The sequence below is a fragment of the Nocardioides sp. LML1-1-1.1 genome, from assembly GCF_040676175.1.
In the GTDB taxonomy this organism is placed as follows: Bacteria; Actinomycetota; Actinomycetes; order Propionibacteriales; family Nocardioidaceae; genus Nocardioides.
Genome location: NZ_JBEGHK010000001.1, coordinates 1,082,441 through 1,105,316 on the forward strand (window position 1 = coordinate 1,082,441; position 22,876 = coordinate 1,105,316).

Consider the following 22,876-nt stretch of genomic DNA (forward strand, 5'->3'; position numbering starts at 1 on the left):
CGACGCTCGCGCGTCCGGGCTCGTGCCACGCATGGCTCAGGTGCCACGAGAGGCGGCCAGGATCCGCCGGACGTCCCACACATGATGCAGCGCGTCGTGGGCGTTGTTCCGGGCGACGTCCTCTGCGCGCTGCTCGCCGCGGCGTGCGTGCCACAGGCTCACCTGCTCCTGCACGGCTCGGGGCACGACCTCGGTCCAGGCGACCACCGCACTCGTCAAGGACCAGAGCGCCGCCTCCGGCACGACCAGGTGGTATCGCTTGGCCTCGGCCAGCAGGTCCGGGTCGTAGCCGGGCACGGGCACCGGCACGAGTGAGGGGTTCTCCAGCCCGGCCGACAATCCCTCGGTCCAGGCCCTCAGGTTGTCTCCGACATGACAGACGTACGCGACCGGACCCCAGGCGAGATCGGTGTGCCGCTCCCGCCCGGTACTCCCATCGAGCAGCTCGCGGAACGCGGACGGCAGGCCGTCGACGAGCTGCACCGCCTCGGTCACGGTGAGGTCCCAGCTGTAGGCACACTCCCTGCAGGGATGGCCGTAGAGATCCTCTCCCCACCGTTCGGTAGGCACGAACGCAAGCCGCTCCACGTCTTCGCCTACAGCCAGCTGGCCCGGACGAGTCCCGCCGTGGCGGGCTCGGGTGCCGGCGCCAAGGGCCCGGCGAGGGTCTGGTCCAGCAGCCATCGGACCACCTCGATGACCCGGGGAAGCGCCAGGCGAAGCTCCGCGAGGTCGCGAGGGGTGGCGGTGGACTCGGCGACGCCGGCGCGGGCGAGCACTGCGGGAAGGTCGGACAGCTCCCGCTCCAACCAGGCGAACGGGTCGGTGGACAGCTCGTCGTCGAAGACCCGGGCACTCTCGTCCCAGCCGGTGAAGGCGGGATGGTGGTGCGCACGGTCGAGAGTCGCACCGGGCGCACCGACCGACCTCAGCAGGTCGACGCGCCACAGCGGCTCGGTCACCGCTACCGGTCGAGCGGAGTAGACCGATCCCCGCAGCTGCCCGGCCTCGATGTGCCGCAGCTCCACTCGCACGCCGTGCTCGGCGCCCTCCTGACCGGGAGGAGGGTCGGGGTGCTGGAAGAAGAGGTCGGCCGCGACGAGAGCGAGCCTGTCGAAGCCAAAGGTGATCAGCATCCGCGTACCCTCCGAGAAGATCGTCCGGGATTCCTCGGCTCGGGCCGTCCAGCGCTAGGAATCAAGGTGGACCCAGGTCGTCTTGATATCTGAGTACTTGTCCAGCACGGCCAGGCCCTTGGTGCGACCGTACCCCGACCTGCCGACGCCGCCCGCAGGGACCGTCATGTCGTCGCCCTCGAAGCAGTTCACCCACGCGATGCCCACCTTGGCTCGGCGTGTCACCTGGAAGGCGCGGTCGAGCGAGGAGGTCCACACCGACAGTCCCATTCCGTAGCCCGACGCGTGGATCGTCGCTTGAGCGTCGTCGACGTCGTCGAAGGACCGTACGGCGACGATGGGAGAGAACACCTCGTCGGTGAACACCGGCGAGTCCGGGGCAGCCTCGGTGAGCAGGGTCGGCGGGAAGTAGTGGCCGCCCTCGACGACGTCGCGGACCTCTCCGCCGCGGACGATGCTTCCGCCTCCGTCGACCGTCCGCGCCACCGCATCCTCCGCGAGCTCTCGCTGTCGACGTGTCGTGAGTGCGCCGACCGTCGTCGCCCAGTCCAGCGGGTCGCCCAGGCGCAGCTTGTCGATCTCCCGGGAGAATGCGTCGACGAACTCGTCGTGCACCGGCGCCTCGACGAGCACCCGTGAGCAGCCGGTGCACATCTCGCCCTGGTTGAGGAAGCTGCCCCAGGCCAACGCGGCTGCCGCAGCCCCGATGTCGCCCGCGTCCTGGAAGATCAGCGCCGCCGACTTGCCGCCGAGCTCAGGCCATACGCGCTTCCCGTTGCTCTCCGCGCTGGCCGCCATGACCGCTCGTCCCGCGGCCACCGAGCCCGTGACCGAGATCGCGTCGATGTCTCCGTGACGGGCGATGGCCTGACCGACGGTGGAGCTCAGGCCGGGCAGGACACTGATGGCGTCGCGCGAGACTCCCGCCTCGACCGCGATCTCGCACACGCGGAGCACGGAGAGCGGGGCCTGCTCCGACGGCTTGATGACGACGGAGTTGCCCAGCATCAGGGCGGGCGCCACGTCGTACCCGATGAGCGAGAGTGGAAAGTTGGAGGGCAGGAGGATGCCGACGACTCCGACGGCCTCGCGACTCACCAGTGCGAGGTCTCGGCTGCCGACGTCGGGGTGGTCGCCGTGCAGCTTGTCCGCCAGCGCGCCGTGCCACCGGAGCGCCTTCACCACGCTCTGGAGGTCCACCTCCAGGGCTTCGCGAACGGGCTTGCCGGTCTCCAGGCTGACGAGCAACGCGAGCTCGACACGCTGGGCCTCGATACCGTCGGCCCAGTCCTTCAAGATCTCGCCTCGCACACGGGGAGTGAATCCCGGCCAGCACCCGACCTGCTGCTCGGCACGCGCACACTCGACGGCGTGCTGCACGTCGCGAGCCGACGGCTCCGGGACCGAGCACAGCACACTGCCGTCACGTGGCGCAGTGAGCTCGTAGCCCGGCCCTGCTACATCCATCCTGGCTCCGTGGACCAGCGGTCGCGGGTCCTTCGCCAACGTCGTCGCCAGCGAGGTCCAGTCGATGGAGGCGCCATCCACGCTCATGTCACTCCCTCTCTCCCGGGGCGCCGCCGGACAGGCGGGGCTGCACCACCGTGCGGTCCACGTCCGCGATGCTCGCCCGTCCCACCAGCAGCATCGAGCGCTCGAGCTCGGCGCGCAGCAGGTCGAGGGCGCGAAGGACAGCCGGTGTGCCGCCGGCCGCCAACGACATGGCGGTGAGCCTTCCCACGCACACCACGTCGGCGCCGAGGGCGAGGGCCTTGAGCACGTCCGCGCCACGACGAATGCCGCCGTCGAAGGCGACGGGAACCCGGTCGCCGACGGCGTCGGCGACCTCCGGCAGCTGGTCGAGCGTGGCGGGCAGGCAGTCGAGCTGTCGCCCCCCGTGGTTGGACACCACGACCCCGCTCGCGCCGGACTCCACGGCTGCCACGGCGTCCTCGGCCGTCATGACGCCCTTGGCCAGCACCGGCAGGTCGAGCTCGGCACGCACCTGGGCGAACGTCTCCCACGTCCACGTCGAGCCGACGCCGGCCGCCAGCCTGTCTGCTGCTTGGGGATAGTTGCCGGACCACTGTCGACCGGGGGTCGTGAAACGGCTCTTCATCGGACGCTCACGCCACCCGAGGGTCGGGCAGTCGATGGTGACGCAGAGCGCTGCGTAACCGGCGGCCACCGCTCGTCGTGCCAGAGCCAGGAACTGCTCGGGCTCACCCCAGGCCATCAGCTGCATGATCTTGGGAGCACGGCTGGCGGCGGCGACGGTCTCGAGCACAAAGGGGGAGGCCTCGGACACGATGGTCACGGTCCCTGCCGCGGCGGTCGCCTCCGCGATGGCGCACTGACCTCGCTCGTGGAACATCCCGTCGCCACCGATCGGTGCGGTGAGCACGGGAAGAGCGAGGTCGATTCCGAGGAAGCGGGTGCTCACGTCGGACGCCTGGAGGCCACCCAGGTAGCGGGGGCGGAAGCACCACCTCGCCATGGCGGCGATGTTGTCTCGCAGGCTCTGCTCCTCGCCGGCGCCGCCGTCGAGCACTTCCCACACCTCCGGCAGGAGCCGCTCCCGAGCGGTCGCATAGATCTCGCCCAGGGTGGCGAAGTCAGCACCGTCCGGTGCCGGTTCCGCGTCGGCGTGGTCACTGCGGAACGCGTGCGTCATGGCACACCCCACTCCGAGAAGGATCGAGCTCGGTGCCCCACCCGACAGCCCGCCGTCCCTCGTGCGATGTGGACAGCCGGGGCAGAACCGTGCGTCGGAATCACCGGCCGACGGGTAGGCGCTTGGCCACGAGCGTGTGGTGCGCCGGCATGAGCAGCTCGTCCGTCGCTCCGTAGCCCTCGCCCTGCTGGGCCAGGTAGGTGCCCAGGAACAGCTCCCCAGAGGTCCAGAGACCATTCACCAGCTCGACCAGCGCCTCGCTGGGCCGGAAGTCGCGGTACCACTGCAGGAAGTCCGGCCACTCGACGGTTCCGTCCTGGGCCTGGATCCACGTCGCCATGTCGTAGACGGTCGGGAGCTTCCATCGGTAGATCCCACCCGTCAGCTCCCCGGTGGTGAGGTACGGGTAGTTCTCCGAGACGTAGATGGCACCTCCGTCGGTGACCCCCTCGCGCAGCGGGGTGAGCGCGGGCAGCGCGTCCTCGATGCCGCACGTGCCTGCCGCGTCGCGACTGAAGTCGAAGTCGCGGGGGTAGGCCCGCTCGAAGGTCTCGAAGGATCCGCAATGGTCGGCGACAGCGTCCATGCCCTCGTAGAACGGCTTCCAATAAGGCTTGCGGGCACCGAGCATGGCGCTGAAGACATGGCTGCCGCACGCCTCCGCGAGGCGTTTGCCGAAGGTGTGGAGGTCGTCCGGCGTGTCGAGACCCGGGATGAGGGGGGCGACATGGAAGGCGACGGGGATGTCCTGGTTGGCCAGCTGCTCGGCGACCCGGAGCCGTTCGACCGGTGCCGGGGCGTTCGGCTCGATCCGGCGGGTGATGTTGTCGTTGAGCGTGATGACGGACAAGCAGACCTCGACGAGTCCCTCCTGCGCGAGCTCGCGCAGCAGGTCGACGTCGCGCAGCACCAGGTCGCCTCGCGTCAGGACGAACAAGGGGATCTTCAGCTCGATCGCGGTCTGCAGGATCCCGCGGGTGATCTTCTGGTCCGCCTCCATCGGCTGGTAGGGATCCGTCGTCGTCCCGATGTCGACGATCCCCATGTCGGCGCGGGCGGGGACCGAGAGCTTGACCGGCTGGACGTGGAGCCCGTACTCGCCCGGGCCCTTGTAGAGGCAGTACTGGCACTCGAACTCGCAGCCCTTGTAGGCATCGGTGTACGACCGCCAGTGGTGGGCGCGGAGCGTCTCGATGGAGGTCTGGAACTCGAAGGCGGACGGCAACTGGTACATGGGGCTCCCGGAGTGCTCATGGTTGCGACGGTCCTCACCGTACAAAACAGACGGGGCACAATCCAGGGTCTGCCGACCCGGCCCGTACCCGTGCCCGGCGCGGGTCCAGGACGTTGACGGTCCCGTTGCGGTGAGGCAGCATGACGACCCGGACATCACGGAATCTGACGGGCCAGAGACTGGGAGTTGGGGTGCGCACAGCCTTCTTGGGGCTCAACATCGTGCATGACACCTCCGCCGCGATCGTGGTCGACGGCGAGCTGGTGTGCGCTGTCGAGGAGGAACGTTTCAACCGAGATCGCCACACCGCGGCGTTCCCGCTGGCGGCCATCGAGCACTGCCTGGACCAGGCCGGGATGCGCGCCGAGGAGCTGAGTGGCGTCGGGCTCACGTTCGACTACGAGCGTTTCCGCAACAGCTCTGCTCCCTTCGACCAGAACCTGATCGCGCACGACGACCTCTCCGAGGAGGGGATCGAGACGATCAGGCAGGGCAACCTCGACATCTGGCGAACGGCGATGCGACAGCTGGAGGAGCACGGGTTCCAGCGGGCCCGGCAGTTCAGGCACCACCTGACGCACGCGGCCTGCGGCTTCTACCTGAGCGGCTTTCCCGAGGCCAACGTCATGGTGATGGACGGGCGAGGCGAGGACGAGAGCACCTCGCTGTGGGCGGCCTCGGGCACGCGTCTGAAGGCGATCGACACCTACCCCGTCGATCACTCGCTCGGCCACCTCTACACCTACGTCACCGCGTTGTGCGGTCTCTACCAGCGCAGCGGCGTCCTGGACCGGTCCGACCACCTGGGCGCGATCGGCAACGAGGGAAAGACGATGGGACTCTCCGCCTACGGGACCGGCGAGATCTCCTTCGAGGAGGTCGTGCGGTTCGAGGGCGATCGCTACCACGTGGATCGCAAGGCCCTGCGAGCTTTCGACGCGTTGCGTGCGGCGCCAGGGGCACCGGACGACTCGTCCCGGGAGCTGGCCCACGCGCTGCAGAGGCGGCTCGAGGAGGTCTTCCTCTTCCTCGCTGCGAGGGCTCAGCGGCAGACCGGTAGTCGTCGGTTCGTCCTCGCGGGCGGAGTGGCGCTCAATTGCAACGCCAACGGCGTCCTCGCCGCGTCCGACCTGGTGGACGACCTGTTCGTCCCGCCCGCGGCGCACGATGCCGGCGCGGCCATCGGGGCGGCGTTCCTGCAGTGGGTCGAGCACAGCGGGACGGCGCCCGCGGTCCCGCTCAACCAGGTGTACTTCGGGGGCGACCTCGACCCGCACGACATCGACCGGAGCGTGCGCGAGAGCGGCGTGCCTCACCACGCGCGCGTCGCGAACCCGGCCAAGGTCGCCGCCACCGCGGTGGCGGACGGCCATGTCGTGGGTTGGTGCCAGGGCGCCATGGAGTTCGGGCCGCGGGCGCTCGGGAACCGCTCGATCCTGGGAGACCCGCGCAACCCGGGTATCCCCGACCAGATCAACAACAAGGTCAAGTTCCGCGAGCCCTGGCGGCCGTTCGCGCCGTCGGTCCTCGCCGAGCAGACTGCCGAGTGGTTCGACCTCGATCTCGCATCGCCCTACATGCTCCTCTCGGTCGACGTGAGGGCCGCGAAGCGGCCGATCGTCCCGGCGATCACCCATGTCGACGGGAGTGCTCGGGTCCAGACCGTGACGAGAGAGCACAATCCCGCCTACTACCGTCTGATCGAGCACTTCCACGAGCTCACCGGGGTGCCTCTCGTGCTCAACACCTCGCTGAACATCAAGGGTGAGCCGATCGCCAGGACACCGGACGACGCCATCCGCTGCTTCGTGCACTCCGATCTCGACGTGCTCGTCCTCGGTGACACCGTGATGTGGAAGGACCACGTCCGTCTCGTCACGGCCTGACCTGCGCCAGGTCCTGACGCGACCGTGCCGCGGCCGTGCTACTGGACGGTCCAGCCACCGTCGACGACGATCGTCTGGCCTGTCACGTGGCGGGCGGCGTCGCTCGACAGCCAGTGGACGGCGCCGGTGAAGTCCTCGAACGTGGCGTGGCCCGGCAGCGGCGCGTTGCGCGACAGCCATGCCTGGAACTGCTCGTCCTGGTAGAGCTCGTCGTTGATCTCGCTGCGGAAGAAGCCCGGGGCCACGCAGTTGGCCCTGATGCCGTACCGACCCCACTGCACGGCCAGCTCCGCTGTCAGCCCGGACAACCCATGCTTGCTGGCTGCGTAGGAGGCCTGCGGATATCCCGGGATCCCCACCTGCCCGCTGATCGAGGTCACGTTGACGATCGCGCCGCGCCCCGCGGCGGACATCGAGGGGAAGACGTCCTGGCACAGGCGGAACGGAGCGACGAGGTTGAGGTCCATCGTGCGACGGATCGCCTCGACCGGCTCGCGCTCGGCAGGGTCGCGGCTGAAGATGTCGCCCGCCACGTTGACGAGGATCGTGGGTGGGCCCATCGTGCTCGAGACCTGAGGGATGAGCCCGTCGAGCTGCTCGTCGTCCGACAGGTCGCAGGGGAAAGCGGTTCCCCCTGTCTGCTGTGCCACTGCCGCCAAGCGGTCGGCCCGGCGGGCCACGAGCGCCACGGCGGCGCCAGCCTCAGCGAGCGTGCGGGCGACCTCCGCACCGAGTCCTGACGACGCGCCCGTGACCACGGCTACACGGTCAGTGAGGTCGAAGCTGCGTGCCATCGATGGTGCGGAGGAGGTCAAGAGGGGCTCCTTCCCGTCGCGACGAGCAGGCGACGGTAGTGGTCCGAGAAGAGCGCGGCGGGTGTTCGTGGGCGCCATTATCTCCGACCGTGACCTCGAGCTGGCGCGGCGGCGCACACGTGTCGAGGCGAGGATCCCGTGCCGGCGCCGGTAGTAGGGTCGCCGCATGCAGCCCTCGGACTCCGGCTTCGCCACCCGCGCCATCCACGACGGCCAGGAGAGCGATCCGCTGACCGGCGCGGTCGTGCCACCCATCTATGCGGTCTCGACCTTCCACATGGATCGAGTGAACGTCTTGAGGGCCGGCTACGACTACAGCCGCAGCACCAACCCGACGCGGACTGCGCTCGAGACCTGCCTCGCGTCGCTGGAGGGTGGGGTGCGCGGCTTGGCGTTCGGCTCGGGCCAAGCGGCGACCGACGCACTGCTGCGGACGGTGTGTGCTCCGGGCGACCACGTGCTGATCCCCGGCGACGCCTACGGCGGCACGTATCGCCTGTTCGCCAAGGTCTACGCGCGGTGGGGGGTGGAGTACACGCCCGTGCCGTTGGACGACCTCGACGCGGTGCGGGCCGCACTCCGTCCGACGACCAAGCTCATCTGGTGCGAGACACCGACCAATCCGCTGCTCAGGATCGCCGACCTCGCCGCGCTCGCACAGATCGCCCACGACGCGGGCGCTCGGCTGGCGGTGGACAACACCTTCGCCTCGCCCGCTCTGCAGAACCCGATTGCTCTCGGCGCGGACGCGGTGATGCACTCCACGACCAAGTACCTCGGCGGCCACTCCGACGTGATCGGCGGTGCCCTCGTGGCCGGGGACGAGGAGCTCGGGGAGGAGCTCTACTTCCACCAGAACGTGCTCGGCGCGGTGGCCGGGCCCTTCGATGCCTGGCTGGTGCTCCGCGGGATCAAGTCCCTGGCTCTCCGGATCGACCGGCACTGCGCCAACGCGGAGGCGATCGTCGACATGCTCCTCCAGCACCCGAAGGTCACGGAGGTGTTCTACCCGGGCCTGCCCGACCACCCGGGTCACGACATCGCTGCCCGGCAGATGCGCGGTTTCGGCGGCATGGTCTCCTTCCGCGTGGCAGGCGGGGCGGAGGAGGCGCGGGCGGTCTGCGAGCGGGCCCGGCTCTTCACCCTCGCCTTCTCGCTCGGCGGCGTGGAGTCGCTGATCGAGTATCCGGCGGAGATGACCCACGCGGCCGTCAGTGGCTCCTCGCTGGAAGTCCCTGACGACCTCGTCCGACTCTCGGTGGGTGTCGAGGACGTCGATGACCTGAAGGCCGACCTGTTCCAGGCACTTGGCTGACATCAAGGCCCGGGTCTGCGCCGCGGTCGACGCCCGGGCCGAGGAGCTGGTGCGCATCTCCCGAGCGATCCATGCCCGCCCCGAGATCGGTCACGAGGAGTTCTTCGCGCACGGCCTGCTCACTGATGCACTGGAGCGCGAGGGGCTGAAGCCCGAGAGGGGTGCCTTCGGCCTCGCTACCGCGTTCGCGGCGCGCGCCGGGACCGACGGACCGACCGTCGCCGTCCTGTGCGAGTACGACGCCCTGCAGGACATCGGTCACGCGTGCGGTCACAACGTGATTGCCGCAGCCGGCCTGGGCGCCGGACTCGCCGCGGCCACCGTCGCCCCCGAGATGCGCGGGCGACTGCTGGTGCTGGGAACACCCTGCGAGGAGATGGCGCCCCAGGGCAAGATCACGCTCGCCGAGCGAGGCGCTCTCGCAGGCGTCGACGCCGCGGTGATGGTTCACCCGGCCGACGCCGACATGGTGGAGATGGACACGCTGGCGAGCATCGGCGTCATCGTCACCTACAAGGGCGTGGCGGCGCACGCTGCGGCGGCCCCGCACCACGGTCGCAACGCCCTGGACGCCGCCATCCTCGGCTACAACGCCGTCGCCGCACTGCGCCAACACATCGCGCCGGACGAGCGGGTGCTGGGCGTGCTGACCGAGGTGCCTCAGAAGGTCAACGTCATTCCCGACCGGGTCGTGTCCCGGTGGAGCCTGCGCTCGACGACCCTGGCCCGCGCCCAGCAGCTGGAGCCCCGGGTCATGGCCTGCCTGGAGAGCGGGGCGCTCGCGGCCGGTTGCGAGATGGAGGTGACGCACCTCGGTGTCACGGAGGAGGTGCGCACCAATCGCGCACTGACGGCGAGCTACGTGGCGAACATGGAGGCGCTGGGCAGGCAGGTCGGCGCACCGGTGGGGAGCAGTGGCACGGTCGGCTCGACGGACATGGGCCACGTCAGCTACCTCGTGCCCGCGATCCACCCTCTCATCGCCGTAGCACCTCCAGGGGTCAAGATCCACGAGGCGGAGTTCGCGGCGGCCGCGGCCTCCGCGGCCGCCGACCGGGCGGTCATCGACGGCGCCAAGGCCCTGGCGATGACGATCGTGGACTACTGGACCGACCCGACCCTGCGAGCTCGGGCCAAGGCCGAGTTCGAGGCAGACAGGGCCTGATACCGCGTCGAGGACGGTGGTTCGTCCTTGCTTGTCGGTGCTCGGGGCGTCGACTAGCCTCGCGACATGCGCGTCTCTCGGTCGGCAGCATCCAGTGTCTTCGCGTGTGTGCGTCGTGAGGTCGCCTCGTGACGGCTCCGCCGTCAGTGTCGACCACGCCCGCCGACGACGACCGGGAACACCTCTTCTCGGAGCTCGCAGCCCACGACCGGCTCGGCGAGGCACTCATCGAGCATCCGGAGCGGGTCTTCGTCTCGGACTGGAACGGCGACCACCCGTTCATGGAGGACTTCCTCGGAGAGCTCGGCGAGGCGCCGATCGGCAAGTGGGGGTCCTTGGGGACCTACAGTCGTATGGACGAGGACCTGGGGCTGTCGGACGCGGTCGCCGAGCTGCACGTACGACGCTATGGCGAGCCCGGCGTCACGGCCCAGCGTTGTGTCACCGGCGCGGGTGCCACCAGCTTCCTCACGACGCTCCTGATGTACCAGTACCTCCAGGGTTTCAGGGAGATCTCCTACCTGCCGCCGGTCTACTACAACGCAGCGTGGTGGATCCGCCGGCTGGGACTCGGCGTGCGCCGGGTGGCGACCGACGTCGACTTCGCCAGCAACGTCGAGCTGGACCTGCCCGATGACGGTGGATTGTTGTGGGTGACCGATCCGGTGTGGTTCGCAGGTCTGCCGGTCCGCTCGGCCACCATCGACCGCATCGCCGAGTGGCAGGGCCGTACGGGCGCGACGGTCATCGTGGACGGGACCTTCCAGTACATGGGGTGGGAGGGCGCCACCGCTGAGGCGGCCGACCGTCTCGACCCCGACCTGACGTTCCGCTTGGTGTGTCCGACCAAGACACTCGCCATGCACGGGTTCCGCTTCGCCTACGCCGTCGTGCCCGAGCAGCACTCCGCCTCGTTCACCGAGCTGCACAAGCGGCTGCACGGTCCCGCCGGCCTGGCGGACCGGTTGTTCGCGCACCGAGCGGTCGAGGTGCTGGGATCCCACAGCGGCGCACTCCCGCTGATGGACTTTGCGCGCTTGCGCTATCGGGAGCTGGTGGACAGTGGCGCCGTGACGGAAGCGGTGAAGCCCGAGACCGGCTTCTTCCTGTTCGGCCGGCCATCGGTCGACGCGTCCGAGTATGTCGCCATGGACGCCAGCTGCTTCGGCGGACAGGGCTATCCCGGCTACGTGAGGATCAACCTCCTCAACCCGGCCGCCGTGGGACTCCTGACGAGATGACCGTAGCGGCGAGCTCCACCAGCTACGAGCTGTGCATCGTCGGTGCGGGCATTGCCGGTCTCAACGCTGCGTTCGTGGCGGGCCGCCACCTGGACCCGGGTGCGCGGGTGCTGCTGCTGGACCGGCACGACCAGCCGGGCGGCATGTGGAACGACGCCTACTCCTACGTGCGGCTCCACCAGCCGTACTCGTTCTTCACCGCGGGCAACATCCCGTGGAACCTGGCCGCGGACCGCGCCTACCTTGCCCGCGGGGACGAGGTGCAGGCGCACCTGCGGGACTGCCTCCAGCACATCTCCCAGCATCTCGACGTCGACGCGCGCTGGGGATGGGAGTACCTGTCACGGGTGGAGGAGCCCACCGGTGTGACGATCCGCGCCCGTGACCGTGAGGGACAAGAGCACACCTTCACGGCCGGTCGGATGGTCCTCGCCAGTGGGTTCGACGTGTCGGTGGAGCCTCCTTTGACCTTGTCGTCCACGCGGGTCCGTTCCACCGCGCCGCACCTGTTGGCATCGGCGGGTCCGTTGGCGTCGGACGACGACGCGCCGGCGTGGGTGATCGGGAGTGGCAAGACGGCGATGGACACCGTGCAGGCGCTCGTGGCCGCAGGGTCGAGCCGGGACGTCGTTCTCGTCGCGGGCTCGGGCACCTACTTCTTCGACCGCGACACCCTCTACCCGACCGGCATACGACGGTGGTGGGGCGGAACGCCGGCGAGCGTGATGTACGCCCAGGCCGTGAGGCGGTTCGACGGGACGAACAGCGCCGAGGTCGCGCGCTGGGCACGGGGCCGCTACACCACCAGCCCCGTGCACGAGCCGACCCACAACGTCGGCGCCATGCTCTCGGGCGCCGAGGCCGGCGTCGTGCGCAGCAGGGTGAGCCGAGTCCTCCGCGATCATCTGGCCGATGTCGAGGACACTCGCGACGGACCGGTCATGGCGTTGCGCAGTGGCGCTCGCGTGCCAGTCCCCGAAGGAAGCTGGATCGTGAACTGCACCGGTTTCCTCGGTCCGCGCGAGGTCACGCACGAGCCGTACGTCTCCTCGGGGGGGCGAGTGTTGTCGATCAACCTCACCTCGACGACGACCGGAGTGAGCGGGACAGCCGGCTACTTCCTCACCCACCTGTTGTTCCTCGGCAAGCTGTCGACCGTGCCGCTCTACGCGCTGAACTGGCACGAGCTGCGGCGCCGTGCCCCGGAAGCGGTTCCCTGGGTCCGCGGCTCGCTGCTCACCTACAACCTCGGGTTGATCTCCGACCACCTCCCGCCGTCGGCCTACCGCGACTACGGGCTCGACACCGACAGATGGTTTCCCCGGTACCGTCGGATGTTGCGCAGGATGAGAAGCACCGGCGACCGCGAGCAGGCCCGTCGACACTGTCGCAGGTCCCTCGACGAGTTCGCTCGGACCACCGGGGTCCCGTGCGCACCGGTCGAGACCGTGGACGCCTCGCCCGTGCGACCCCGGGCCCCGGCCGAGGAGCCGACGCGATGACGCCGACTGTGGTCGCGTGCTGTCAGCTCGCTCCGGTGGCCGGCGAGCTCGCATCGAACCGCGAGCGCGCTGAGGATGCCGTGCGCACCGCGGTGGACAACGGAGCATCGATCGTCGTGCTTCCCGAGCTGATGTCCAGCGGACACGTGGTCGAGGACAGGCGCCAGGCGCTCGCCTGCGCCGAGTCGGCCGAGGGCCCCACCATCCGTTCGTGGGCACGTCTTGCGGCCGAGTTCGACATCGTCGTCGTCGGCGGGTTCTGCGAGGTGGCCCAGGGGCAGCTCTTCGACAGTGCGGCCCTGGTCGACGCGCGCGGTCTCCGCGCGACGTACCGGAAGGTGCACCTGTGGGACCACGAGACCTCCTGCTTCGTCAGCGGCGACGCCGAGCCGCCGGTCGTCGACACCCGGTTCGGACGGATCGCCACCATGGTCTGCTACGACCTGGACTTCCCCGAGTGGGTGCGGCTCGCTGCGCTCAGGGGGGCTCAGCTGCTGTGCGTACCCACGAACTGGCCAGCGGGACCTCGACAGGTCGACGCGACACCGATGGAGATCGTGCGCATCCAGGCCAGTGCCTCGGTCAACCGCATGTTCATCGCTGCCTGTGACCGGGCCGGCGACGTGCCCGGGACGAGCTGGGTCGGTGCGTCCACCATCGTCGACGTCGAGGGGTGGCCCCTGGCCACGGCCTGGCAGCCAGGAGGGTCGACGACGACCATCGCCTACGCCGGCTGCGACCTCGAGCGCGCAGCCGACAAGGACGTCGGGCCCTGCAACAACATCCACCTGGATCGTCGGCCGTCGCTGTACCGCGGCCTCGTCGAGGATCCGTCCGCCGGGAGTGCGCGTCAGTAGGCGCGACTCAGAATCGCCACCATGCCGGGCTCGTCGTCGTCGTCCGGCACGCTGCCGTCCTCTCGGAAGAGGCAGCGGACGGTGATGCCCGAAGCGTTCGCCTTCGCCTCGCCGTCGACGCCGATGACATCCCACGGGACGCGCGCCCAGCCGGAACCGGCGGCCTCGATGGCGTCGTCGAGCGTGGTCACGTCGACCGTCTTGGCCTCACGACCGGCCAGTGCTTCGGCGTAGAGCGCCTCCTGCTCGGCGTCGAGGACCGCGGGGATCTTGGACGCGACATCGGCCAGCGCGAGCTGCTCCTTCGTGCCGCGGATCCGCGTCACGACGGTCGCCTGACCCGCCTTCAGGTCGCGGGGGCCGATCTCGACCCGGATGGGATAGCCCTTCAGCTCGGCATCCACGGCGCGCCGACCGAACGGTGTGTCCACGCGGTCGTCCAACCGGACGCGGATGCCTGCCTCGCGCATGGCCCGCTGCACCTCGTGGGCCGCGTTCATGACCTCTTCGCTGCCGTTCACGGCCACGACGAGCACCTGGACGGGGGCGAGACGGGGCGGCACGCGCAGGCCGTCGTCGTCCCCGTGGCACATGATCATGCCGCCGACCATCCGCGAGGAGACACCCCACGACGTGGTGCTGCAGTACTGCTGCCCACCGGCGGCGCTGCTGAACTTGATGTCGAAGGCGCGGGAGAAGTTCTCGGCGAACTCGTGCACGGTGCCCATCTGGAGGGCCTTCCCGTCACGCATCATGCCCTCGAGCGTGTAGGTGCTGGTCGCTCCGGCGAAGCGTTCCCGCACCGTCTTGCGGCCGACCGCCACCGGCACCGCGAGGACGTTCTCCATGAAGTCCCGGTAGACGGTGTGCAGGATCTTCCGGGCGAACTCGCGCGAGTCGTCGAAGTCGGCGTGAGCGGTGTGGCCCTCCTGCCAGAGGAACTCCGAGGTCCGCAGGAAGATCCGCGGCCGCTTCTCCCAGCGCACCACGTTGGCCCACTGGTTGAGCAGCAGCGGCAGGTCGCGGTAGCTGTTGACCCACTTCGACATGAACTCACCGAAAAGCGTCTCGCTGGTCGGGCGCACGACGACAGGGTCGGGCAGCGCCTTTCCGCCGGCGTGGGTCACCGTCGCGAACTCCGGGTTGAAGCCTTCGATGTGCTCGGCCTCGCGGGCGAAGTAGTCCTCGGGCACGAACAGCGGGAAGTACGCGTTCTGGGCCCCGGTTTCCTTGATGCGCCCGTCGACCTCGTCGACCATGCGCTCCCAGAGCGCGTAGCCCGTCGGCCGGATCACCATCGTCCCGCGGACCGGCCCGTTGTCGGCAAGCTCTGCCTTCGCGACGACGTCCTGGTACCAGCGGGGGAAGTCCTCGGCCTGCCGAGTGAGTACTTGCGCCATAGCCGCACACGCTACCCGATGCCTGAGCCGCCCTTCCTTCCGCGATGGCGCCCGCGACGGGGTCCGCCCGGCGGCGGTGTGGCCGCCGATCGGCTCGATGACGGCGGGTCCGTCCGAGGCTCTCCCCGGCCTCGTCCGCTACGGCCAGGGGAGCTGGGTGGGGAGAGTGGACCGCAGGGTCTCGCCGAGACCCCGGGTCGAGCTCATGACCGAGCTGAGGACGGCACTGGTCTCCTCCAGGGCAGACGTGAACGCGGCCTCGGTCTCGGACTGCCCACTGAAGTGAACGGTCAGGAGAGGGTTCGTTCGACCCAGGGCACGGATGTCGATCGGCGGTCCGCTCTGCCGGCGGACCGGCAGCGCGTGCACCTGCCCCGGCGTCCAGGGCTCGGTGCGCATCACGCTCGTGGGATCGGCATCCGCGAGGTAGTTGTAGAAGATGTCGAGCTCGCGCTCCTCCCTCAGCTCTGCCGCGATGAGCCGGGCCGCCTCGTCCACGTCGTACCGCGCATGCCGGATGCCGGCCAGACCGGCCAGCTGCAGGCCCTTCATGAACTCCATCCAGGTCGTCTCGGCCGTGACTTCTGCCGTGACCGGAAGGACCTGGTTCAACGAGGCGACGACGTCCTTCGTGGTGGAGTCCCAACGGTTGTTGTACATCAGGGTCAGCACGGGGAGGAGGCTGCGGTTGGCCAGCATGGTGGACAGGCAAGCCGCCACCATGGGCACGGTGGAGGGGAGGAGGCGGTGCCGACGGCTCCACGCCTCGAGACCCTCCGTCGGCACGGGCAGCAGCAGGCCGACGTGCCGCCGACCCGGGAGGCTGTGGCTGCCGGCCGGTGCGGTGGCCGCGCGCAGGGCCCCCGAGCCGGCCAGGTCTCCCCAGTAGCGGCGGGTCTCCTGCTGCGTGCGGTCGCGGCTCGCTTCTTCTTCCCGCACCAGGGCGCGGAGACTGCCGGCGCCGGGCAGCGCCGCTCCGGGGTCGGCGAGCAGGGCTGTCAGCTCCCGTTCCAGGAGTCCGAGTGACTCGCCGTCGGCCAACATGTGGTGGATGCAGAAGTCGACCCGTGCGCCGTCGGCGCCGTCGACCAGTCGGCATCGCCAGCCGACGGTGTGCTCGAGGTCGAACGGGCTGTCGAAGAACGCCGCCTCCGCGGGCAGGTCGACGGCGCTCTGGCGGACACCGAGCACCTCTGGCTCCGCGACGTCGAGCACCCGCTGGCGCGGGTCATCGGACCGCAGGCGGTCGAAGACGACCCGCAGGCCCTCGTGACGTCCGCTCAGTGCGGCCAGTGCCTGGTCGAGGTGAGGGGGCACGGAGCTCGGGTCCAGGTCGATGGTGAAGCCGAGGTGCGCCTCCGCGATTCGCTCCTCGGGGAGCTTCTCGATGGCGCGCAGCACCGACAGCTGCCCGTGACTGAGAGCCATCCAGCCCGGATCTCGCTGGTGCTCGGGGCTAGGCAGGGGCATTCGCCGTGAACGACCAGACGAGGGAGTACCTGAGCCCGCGCGTCACGGCGGCCACCTGGTGGAACGAGGACGGGCCGAACTCCAGGCTGGAGGCGAGGTTGTGCGTGGCGGCATAGCGACGCGCCTCCACCGGGCCGGACGAGCCTTCCTCGAAGAGCCGAAGGTCGCCGCCGCCCACCTCGTCGGACGGATCGGCGAAGTAGGTGATCAGCCGATGTGTGAAGACGGTCTTGCCCGGCTCGTAGTCGGTGTGGATCGTGGTCTGGTCACCACGCCCGTGGCGGTAGGCCTCGACCTTGATCGCGTTGTCGAAAGGCCTCGAGTAGGCCTCCTCCATCCGCGTGCGGAGAAAGCGGAGGCTGGTCGCCGAGAACACCGGCTGCAATGACGTGGGTACGTCAGTGGGTTTGAGCGCGAAAGCACTCGCCTTCCAGTGCGGCTGTTCTCGACCCTCCCATCCGGGAAAGGCCTGCAGCCACGACAAGATCGATTGGGCCACCTCAGGGCGATAGACAGCGTCCCAGATGAAGTGGGGAAAGGGGTGAGGGTCCACGCGCGGTCCGCCGCCGCTGTCGTAGACCAAGTCGAGATCGACCGCTGCAACCACGCTGGCCTCAGTTCCGTCGGTGACGCAGGGGTGGTGCGGGAACTCCCGCACCACCCCTGCGTGAACTCAGTCGGCGGCGTAGAAAGTGTTCTCGACGCCCTCGTCCGACACGCACACCGTGGAGTCCACACAAACGGTGAAGTTGTAGTCGGTGCCTTCCGCCATGATGCTGCTCCTCATCTCTTGACCATCGGCTCTTCCGATGGCTCTGTTCAATCGAAAGGTGACAGCCCGCGAGACTTGATCATGCATTCACTCATCGGCCGAGACCCGTTGATTAGGGGCGAGGCTACCTCGAAAGTGATGGTCAGCAAAGGCTCCTGGCGCGTCGCGCGCCCGAGTTGAGCGCAACCTGCCGCCATCCCCAGGTCGACGGCAGTACCGACAGGGGGCCGTGTGTGCAGGTGGTCCTCACCACGGCCCGGCGAGCGCCGAGGCCGGGATCCCCGGGCTCCGGTGCCCGTCCCGCCCGACCATCGTCCGCGCGGCGACCAGCGCGTTCAGCACGCTCTCCTCGGTGGCCTGGACGACGGCCTCGTAGACCGGGTCGAGGGCGCCCCAGGGCAGGAAGTCGATCCGGCTGAGCCGGGACGGGGCCGGGCCGATCGCGCTGTCGAGGGCGCCGCGGTTGGCGGTGGAGAAGGCGAGGAAGATGTCGCCGGAGAAGTGGCTGCCCGTCGTACCGGTGCGGGCCAGGCCGAGCGGGACGCGGCGGGCGAGCGCCTTGCACTGCCCGGGGAGCAGCGGCGCGTCGGTGGCGACGACGCCGATGCAGGAGCCCGAGCCCGGCGGGGCGAGCCAGTCGGAGTCCTCCATCGGGTTGTCGGCGAGGTGGTCGCGGCCGACCTTGCGCCCGGCGATGGTGAGCTCGCGGCGGGCGCCGAAGTTGGCCTGCAGGAGCACGCCGACCGTGTAGACCCGCTCGCCGACGCGGACCACCCGGGAGCTGGTGCCGGTGCCGCCCTTGAAGGCGTAGCAGTTCATCCCCGTGCCCCCGCCGACCGAGCCCTCCTCGAGCGGGCCGGAGGTGGCGGCGTCGAGGGCGGCCTCGGCGTGGTGGGGCTGCACGTGGTCGCCGTTGATGTCGTTGAGGTAGCCGTCCCAGGTCTCACCCACGACGGGCAGGTGCCAGGCGTCCTTGATCGCCGGGTTGGTCCGCAGCGACCAGGCGAGGACGCCGCGGTGGACCGCGCCGACGGAGTGGGTGTTGGTGATCCCGATCGGCAGCGACAGGCCGCCGGACTCCTCCAGCCAGTGGCTGCCGGTGAGCTCGCCGTTGCCGTTGAGGGAGTGGAAGCCGGCGGCGCACGACGTGCCGACGCCGTCACGGCCGAGCGGCAGGATCGCGGTCACGCCGGTGCGGACCGGGCCGCGGCCCTCGTCCAGCTCGCCGGATCCCTCGACGAGGGTGGTGTACCCCACCTCCACGTCCGGTACGTCGGTGATCGCGTCCCACGGCCCGGGCTCGCCGTCGAGGGGCACGCCGTGGTCGCGGGCGCGCTTGCCGGCGGGGTGGACGAGTCGCATCAGATCTCCTTGACGGTCGCGCCGAGGCCCAGCTCGCCCGGGAGGATCTCCTCGGGGGCGGCACTCAGCATGGTCCAGCGGTCCGCACGACGCGGGCGCAGGTAGGCCAGGTAGTAGAGGAAGCCGACGGCGAGCGCGCCGAGGGCGATGACGACCTGCCAGGGGTTGGCGTCCCAGACCTCGTACGACACGTAGGCCAGCGCCACCACGATGATGACCGGCGGCAGCGGGAAGAGCGGCATGCGGTACTCCGCCGCCTCGGTCGCTCCGGTACGACGCCCGACGAGCGCCGAGAGCGCGACGAACACGTAGAGCACGATGAGGGTCGCACCGGTGCCGGTGATCAGCGACTCGATCGGCACGAAGGCCGCGAGCGTGGCGGCGACCAGGCCGACGAGCAGCGTGGCGTACGGCGGTGTCTGCAGGGTGGGGTGCACGTGGGCGAGCACCCGGCCGACCGGGTCCGGGAAGGCGCGGTCGCGCGCGGCGCTGAAGAGGGTGCGCCCAGCCTGCAGGATGATCGCGACGGTCGCGTTGATGATCGCGATCGCGATGGCGAGGCTGACGGCGACGTTGAGGGCGTGGGAGCCGCGAGCCTCCATGAAGTACTCCATCGGGTTGTCGGCACCGATCAGCCGGGTCATGTCGGGTGCGCCGAGCAGCACCGCGGCCAGCGGCAGGATCTCGGCGGCGACGGTGACGCCGAGGGCGACCAGGACGACCTTGCCCATCACGGTGCGGGCGCCGTGGGTCTCCTCGGCGAAGTAGATCGCGGCGCCATAGCCGTTGTAGGCGAAGAGCGCGATCGCGGTCTGGCCGGCGATCAGGCCCAGCCCGACACCGACCAGCGTCCCGTGGTCGCCGACGGTCTGGGCGTCCCACAGCGTGCTGACGGGGCGGGAGACGTTCGCGAAGCCGAGCGCGCAGATGACGACGACGGCGACCATCTCCAGGGCCAGGAAGACGCCGGTGATCCAGGCGTTGGTGCGGATGTTGAGGATCGCGACCCCCGAGCAGACGACGATCACGGCGACCCCGACCCACTTCGAGTCCGCGCCGGAGAACGCCGCGGCGAGGTACTCGCCGGTCCCGAGGGCGATGACCCCGATGATCATCGTCAGGCTGAGCGCGTTCATCAGGAACAGCGAGAAGCCGGCGGCCCGCCCGAGGACCCGGCCGGCGAAGGCGTACTCCCCGCCCGCGATCGGGAACGCCGAGGCGAGCTCGGCGTAGCACAGCGCCATGCAGGCGGCGACGCCCGCGGCGAGCAGGAACGCGAGGAAGGACGCGCCGCCGACGGCGGCGATCACCGTCGGGATGATGATGAAGACGCTCGAGGCCGGAGTGACCGAGGAGAGCGTGATGAGCACGTTGCCGCGCAGGGTCAGCGAGCGCGAGAGCTGTTGCTCGTAGTGCGCGCTGTGCCCGGTGGGGGTGGGTGAGGACATCGGGGTCTCCTCGGGTCGGCGATATTCTTTGACACATTCATCGAATAACGGCGAGCACGTCAATCGTCACAGAGCAATGCCCTAGGTTGAGCGGACCGGACGGTCGGCGGCCCACACGGGCAGGGAGGAAGGCGCGGGTGCCCCGGAGGCGAGACCAGGCCGCGCGGCGGCAGGAGCTGCTCGCGGCCGCCGTCGCGGTCATCAACGAGCGCGGCCCGGCCGGCGTCCGGATGAAGGACGTCGCCCGTCAGGCCGACCTCGCCACCGGGTCGGTGTACTACTACTACGACGACGTCGACGAGCTGCTCCACCAGGTGCACCTGCTGGCCTCCGAGCGCTACCTCGCCGATCGTCGTACGGCGACCGCGGCGCTCGACGACCCGCGCGCCCGGCTCGCCGTCATGGTCGACCTCGGCCTGCCCCGCCCGGCCGACGAGCCGCTGTCGCTCGCGCTCTACCAGGTGGCCGTCGCCAAGGCCCGCGACCCGCGCCACGCCGCCTTCATGACCGAGCTCTGCGGCTCCCAGCGCGAGCTCTACGAGGAGATCCTGACCGAGGGCGAGCAGGCGGGCGTCTTCGACCTGACGGCGTCGGCCCGCACCATCGCGGAGAGCCTGATCGCCTTGGAGGACGGCTTCGGCCTGGGGATCTGCTGCGGCAAGGACGGCTTCACCTACGAGCTGTGCCGCGACCAGCTGTTGGCCGCCGCGGCCGGGTGGACGCGCTGTGCCGACCTGGCCGACCTGGCCGACCGGGCCGGCCTGGCCTAGGCGCCTGCCGCCCGCAGCCGGTGCTCGGTCCCGAGCCACGGCTTGACCCAGGTCATCTCCTCCGGCCGCAGAGCCTGCCCGCACGCGGAGCAGGTCTCCGCGGCCGTGGTCTCGGCGCCGCAGGCGGTGTGCACGAGCGCCATGTGCGCGCCGCCCTCGGGCTCGACCGTGTGCCGCTCGCCCCAGATGGCGAGCTGGTGCAGCAGGGGGAGCAGGTCGGCGGCGGCGTCGGTGGCGACGTACCGCTGCCGGGTGCGCCCGCCGCGGGTGTAGTCGACGGTGTCGAGCAGGCCCGCCTCGCGCATCGCGCGCAGCCGCCGGGAGAGCACCGCCTCGGAGATGCCGAGGTTGTCGCGCAGCTGCTCGAAGCGGCCGTTGCCGTGCAGGACGTCGCGCACGATGAGCAGGACCCACGGGTCGCCGAGGACGTCGAGGGAACGACGGATGGGGCAGTGCTCCGTCGACCAGTCCGAGCGCAGGGGCATGGCTGCTAGCCTACCTCCGTGACTTCGCTCAAGAAAGCCAGCCGCTTCCACCCGGCGTGGGCGGTGGCGGCGGTGGCCTTCCTGGCGCTGATCGGGGCCGCCGGCTTCCGGGCCGCGCCGGGCGCGCTCATGGTGCCGCTGCACGACGAGTTCGGCTGGTCGACGAGCGTCATGTCGCTGGCGGTGAGCATCAACCTGCTGCTGTTCGGCCTGACGGCGCCCTTCGCCGCGGCGCTGATGGACCAGCTCGGCGTACGACGGGTGGTGGCCGCGGCGCTCACCCTCGTCGCGACCGGCGCCGGCGGCAGCGTCTTCATGACCGCCTCCTGGCAGCTGCTCGTCCTCTGGGGCGTGCTGATCGGGCTCGGCACCGGCTCGATGGCGCTGGTCTTCGCCGCGACCATCGCCAACCGGTGGTTCGAGCAGCGTCGTGGCCTGGTGATGGGCGTGCTCACCGCCGGCTCGGCGACCGGGCAGCTCATCTTCCTGCCGATCGTCGCGAGCCTCGCCGAGGGCACCGGCTGGCGCGCGGCGTCGCTGGTCGTGGCGGGGGCGGCGCTCGCCGTCGTACCGGTGGTGTGGTGCGTGGTCCGCGACCACCCGGAGGAGCGCGGCGTCGCGCCGTACGGCGCCGCGGCGGACTGGACGCCGCCGCCGCGGCAGCACGCCGGTGCGGCCCGGCGGGCCGTCGAGGGCCTGACCTTCGCCGCGCGGCACCGGGCGTTCTGGGCGCTGGCGGTGGCCTTCGCGATCTGCGGCGCGACGACCAACGGCCTGATCGGCATCCACTTCATCCCCTCCGCGCACGACCACGGGATGGCGAGCACCACGGCGGCCGGGCTGCTGGCGGTGGTCGGCGTCTTCGACATCATCGGCACCATCGCGTCGGGCTGGCTCACCGACAAGCTGGACCCCCGGGCGCTGCTTGTGGCCTACTACCTCTTCCGCGGGCTCGGCCTGCTCCTGCTGCCGCAGCTGCTCGCCGACAGCGTGCACCCGAGCATGGTGCTGTTCATCGTGATCTACGGCCTGGACTGGGTGGCGACCGTGCCGCCGACGGTCGCGCTGTGCCGCGACATCTTCGGCGAGCGCGGCACGATCGTGTTCGGCTGGGTGTTCGCCGCGCACCAGGTCGGTGCGGCGGTGGCGGCCTTCGGCGCGGGCGTCGTCCGCGACACGTTCGGGACCTACACCTATGCCTGGTGGGCCGGTGCGGCGCTCTGCGCGATCGCGGCGGTGCTCTCGGTGCTGACCGTCGGCGGCCGGACGTCAGCCTCCCTCCCCGACCGAGGACCGGATGGACGAGTGACCGGCGTCACCACTACGACGTAGAATGTCGGGCCA

General features: G+C 70.1%; 20 protein-coding genes. 8 read left to right on the plus strand and 12 right to left on the minus strand.

Going from position 1 to position 22,876, the window contains the following annotated elements; translation table 11 throughout:
* Nucleotides 1-36: 36 nt before the first annotated feature.
* From MRBLML1_RS05340 to MRBLML1_RS05360, 5 genes are all read right to left on the minus strand, one after another.
* The gene (locus MRBLML1_RS05340; RefSeq protein ID WP_364512424.1) at nucleotides 37-588 is read right to left on the minus strand and encodes a hypothetical protein; all 552 of its coding nucleotides are present in this window, start codon (nucleotides 586-588) and stop codon (nucleotides 37-39) included.
* An 8-nt stretch (nucleotides 589-596) separates the two neighbouring features.
* Entirely contained in the window at nucleotides 597-1,136 is a 540-nt protein-coding gene (locus MRBLML1_RS05345) for a hypothetical protein (RefSeq protein ID WP_364512427.1), read from the minus strand.
* Nucleotides 1,137-1,190: 54 nt separating this feature from the next.
* Nucleotides 1,191-2,690 (minus strand): aldehyde dehydrogenase family protein, encoded by a 1,500-nt coding sequence (locus MRBLML1_RS05350; RefSeq protein ID WP_364512429.1) that lies wholly within the window; start codon nucleotides 2,688-2,690, stop codon nucleotides 1,191-1,193.
* A gap of 1 nt (nucleotide 2,691) precedes the next feature.
* Complete coding sequence (locus MRBLML1_RS05355) at nucleotides 2,692-3,810, minus strand: alpha-hydroxy acid oxidase (protein WP_364512432.1); 1,119 nt, start codon at nucleotides 3,808-3,810, stop codon at nucleotides 2,692-2,694.
* 100 nt (nucleotides 3,811-3,910) lie between these two features.
* Nucleotides 3,911-5,044, minus strand: coding sequence for an SPL family radical SAM protein (locus MRBLML1_RS05360; RefSeq protein ID WP_364512434.1), 1,134 nt, complete (start codon nucleotides 5,042-5,044; stop codon nucleotides 3,911-3,913).
* Nucleotides 5,045-5,184: 140 nt separating this feature from the next.
* Here MRBLML1_RS05360 and MRBLML1_RS05365 point away from each other — a divergent pair, with 140 nt between their 5' ends.
* Complete coding sequence (locus MRBLML1_RS05365; protein WP_364512438.1) at nucleotides 5,185-6,930, plus strand: carbamoyltransferase family protein; 1,746 nt, start codon at nucleotides 5,185-5,187, stop codon at nucleotides 6,928-6,930.
* A gap of 38 nt (nucleotides 6,931-6,968) precedes the next feature.
* Here MRBLML1_RS05365 and MRBLML1_RS05370 read toward each other — a convergent pair whose 3' ends face one another.
* Nucleotides 6,969-7,688, minus strand: a complete 720-nt coding sequence (locus tag MRBLML1_RS05370) for an SDR family NAD(P)-dependent oxidoreductase (RefSeq protein WP_364512441.1) — start codon at nucleotides 7,686-7,688, stop codon at nucleotides 6,969-6,971.
* Between the two features lie 223 nt (nucleotides 7,689-7,911).
* On the opposite strand from MRBLML1_RS05370, the gene MRBLML1_RS05375 reads away from it, so the two are divergent.
* The 5 genes from MRBLML1_RS05375 to MRBLML1_RS05395 all read left to right on the plus strand — a co-directional run bounded on the left by MRBLML1_RS05375 (nucleotide 7,912) and on the right by MRBLML1_RS05395 (nucleotide 13,825).
* Nucleotides 7,912-9,060, plus strand: coding sequence for a cystathionine gamma-synthase (locus tag MRBLML1_RS05375; RefSeq protein WP_364512444.1), 1,149 nt, complete (start codon nucleotides 7,912-7,914; stop codon nucleotides 9,058-9,060).
* Nucleotides 9,053-10,225, plus strand: coding sequence for an amidohydrolase (locus MRBLML1_RS05380; RefSeq protein WP_364512447.1), 1,173 nt, complete (start codon nucleotides 9,053-9,055; stop codon nucleotides 10,223-10,225). Before MRBLML1_RS05375 ends, MRBLML1_RS05380 begins: the two co-directional genes overlap by 8 nt.
* A gap of 146 nt (nucleotides 10,226-10,371) precedes the next feature.
* Complete coding sequence (locus MRBLML1_RS05385) at nucleotides 10,372-11,466, plus strand: aminotransferase class I/II-fold pyridoxal phosphate-dependent enzyme (RefSeq protein WP_364512449.1); 1,095 nt, start codon at nucleotides 10,372-10,374, stop codon at nucleotides 11,464-11,466.
* Nucleotides 11,463-12,968 carry an FAD-dependent oxidoreductase gene (locus MRBLML1_RS05390; protein ID WP_364512451.1) on the plus strand — a complete coding sequence of 502 codons (1,506 nt, stop codon included), beginning with the start codon at nucleotides 11,463-11,465 and terminating at the stop codon, nucleotides 12,966-12,968. Before MRBLML1_RS05385 ends, MRBLML1_RS05390 begins: the two co-directional genes overlap by 4 nt.
* Nucleotides 12,965-13,825: a nitrilase-related carbon-nitrogen hydrolase gene (locus MRBLML1_RS05395; RefSeq protein WP_364512454.1), complete on the plus strand. Its 861-nt coding sequence runs from the start codon at nucleotides 12,965-12,967 to the stop codon at nucleotides 13,823-13,825. The genes MRBLML1_RS05390 and MRBLML1_RS05395 overlap by 4 nt, the downstream gene beginning before the upstream one ends.
* On the opposite strand, the gene proS is transcribed toward MRBLML1_RS05395, so the two are convergent.
* The 5 genes from proS to MRBLML1_RS05420 all read right to left on the minus strand — a co-directional run bounded on the left by proS (nucleotide 13,819) and on the right by MRBLML1_RS05420 (nucleotide 20,277).
* Complete coding sequence (proS, locus tag MRBLML1_RS05400) at nucleotides 13,819-15,225, minus strand: proline--tRNA ligase (protein WP_364512457.1); 1,407 nt, start codon at nucleotides 15,223-15,225, stop codon at nucleotides 13,819-13,821. The genes MRBLML1_RS05395 and proS overlap by 7 nt on opposite strands.
* Before the next feature lie 138 nt (nucleotides 15,226-15,363).
* Nucleotides 15,364-16,653, minus strand: a complete 1,290-nt coding sequence (locus tag MRBLML1_RS05405; protein ID WP_364512460.1) for a condensation domain-containing protein — start codon at nucleotides 16,651-16,653, stop codon at nucleotides 15,364-15,366.
* Between the two features lie 28 nt (nucleotides 16,654-16,681).
* Nucleotides 16,682-17,353: a 2OG-Fe(II) oxygenase gene (locus MRBLML1_RS05410; protein WP_364512463.1), complete on the minus strand. Its 672-nt coding sequence runs from the start codon at nucleotides 17,351-17,353 to the stop codon at nucleotides 16,682-16,684.
* 360 nt (nucleotides 17,354-17,713) lie between these two features.
* Entirely contained in the window at nucleotides 17,714-18,829 is a 1,116-nt protein-coding gene (locus MRBLML1_RS05415; protein WP_364512465.1) for a P1 family peptidase, read from the minus strand.
* Entirely contained in the window at nucleotides 18,829-20,277 is a 1,449-nt protein-coding gene (locus MRBLML1_RS05420; RefSeq protein ID WP_364512467.1) for an APC family permease, read from the minus strand. Before MRBLML1_RS05420 ends, MRBLML1_RS05415 begins: the two co-directional genes overlap by 1 nt.
* Before the next feature lie 137 nt (nucleotides 20,278-20,414).
* Here MRBLML1_RS05420 and MRBLML1_RS05425 point away from each other — a divergent pair, with 137 nt between their 5' ends.
* On the plus strand, nucleotides 20,415-21,047 hold the full coding sequence (locus MRBLML1_RS05425) for a TetR/AcrR family transcriptional regulator (RefSeq protein ID WP_364512470.1): 633 nt from the start codon (nucleotides 20,415-20,417) through the stop codon (nucleotides 21,045-21,047).
* On the opposite strand, the gene MRBLML1_RS05430 is transcribed toward MRBLML1_RS05425, so the two are convergent.
* The gene (locus tag MRBLML1_RS05430; protein ID WP_364512472.1) at nucleotides 21,044-21,532 is read right to left on the minus strand and encodes a winged helix-turn-helix transcriptional regulator; all 489 of its coding nucleotides are present in this window, start codon (nucleotides 21,530-21,532) and stop codon (nucleotides 21,044-21,046) included. The genes MRBLML1_RS05425 and MRBLML1_RS05430 overlap by 4 nt on opposite strands.
* Before the next feature lie 18 nt (nucleotides 21,533-21,550).
* On the opposite strand from MRBLML1_RS05430, the gene MRBLML1_RS05435 reads away from it, so the two are divergent.
* Nucleotides 21,551-22,864: an MFS transporter gene (locus MRBLML1_RS05435; RefSeq protein WP_364512475.1), complete on the plus strand. Its 1,314-nt coding sequence runs from the start codon at nucleotides 21,551-21,553 to the stop codon at nucleotides 22,862-22,864.
* Nucleotides 22,865-22,876: the final 12 nt, after the last annotated feature.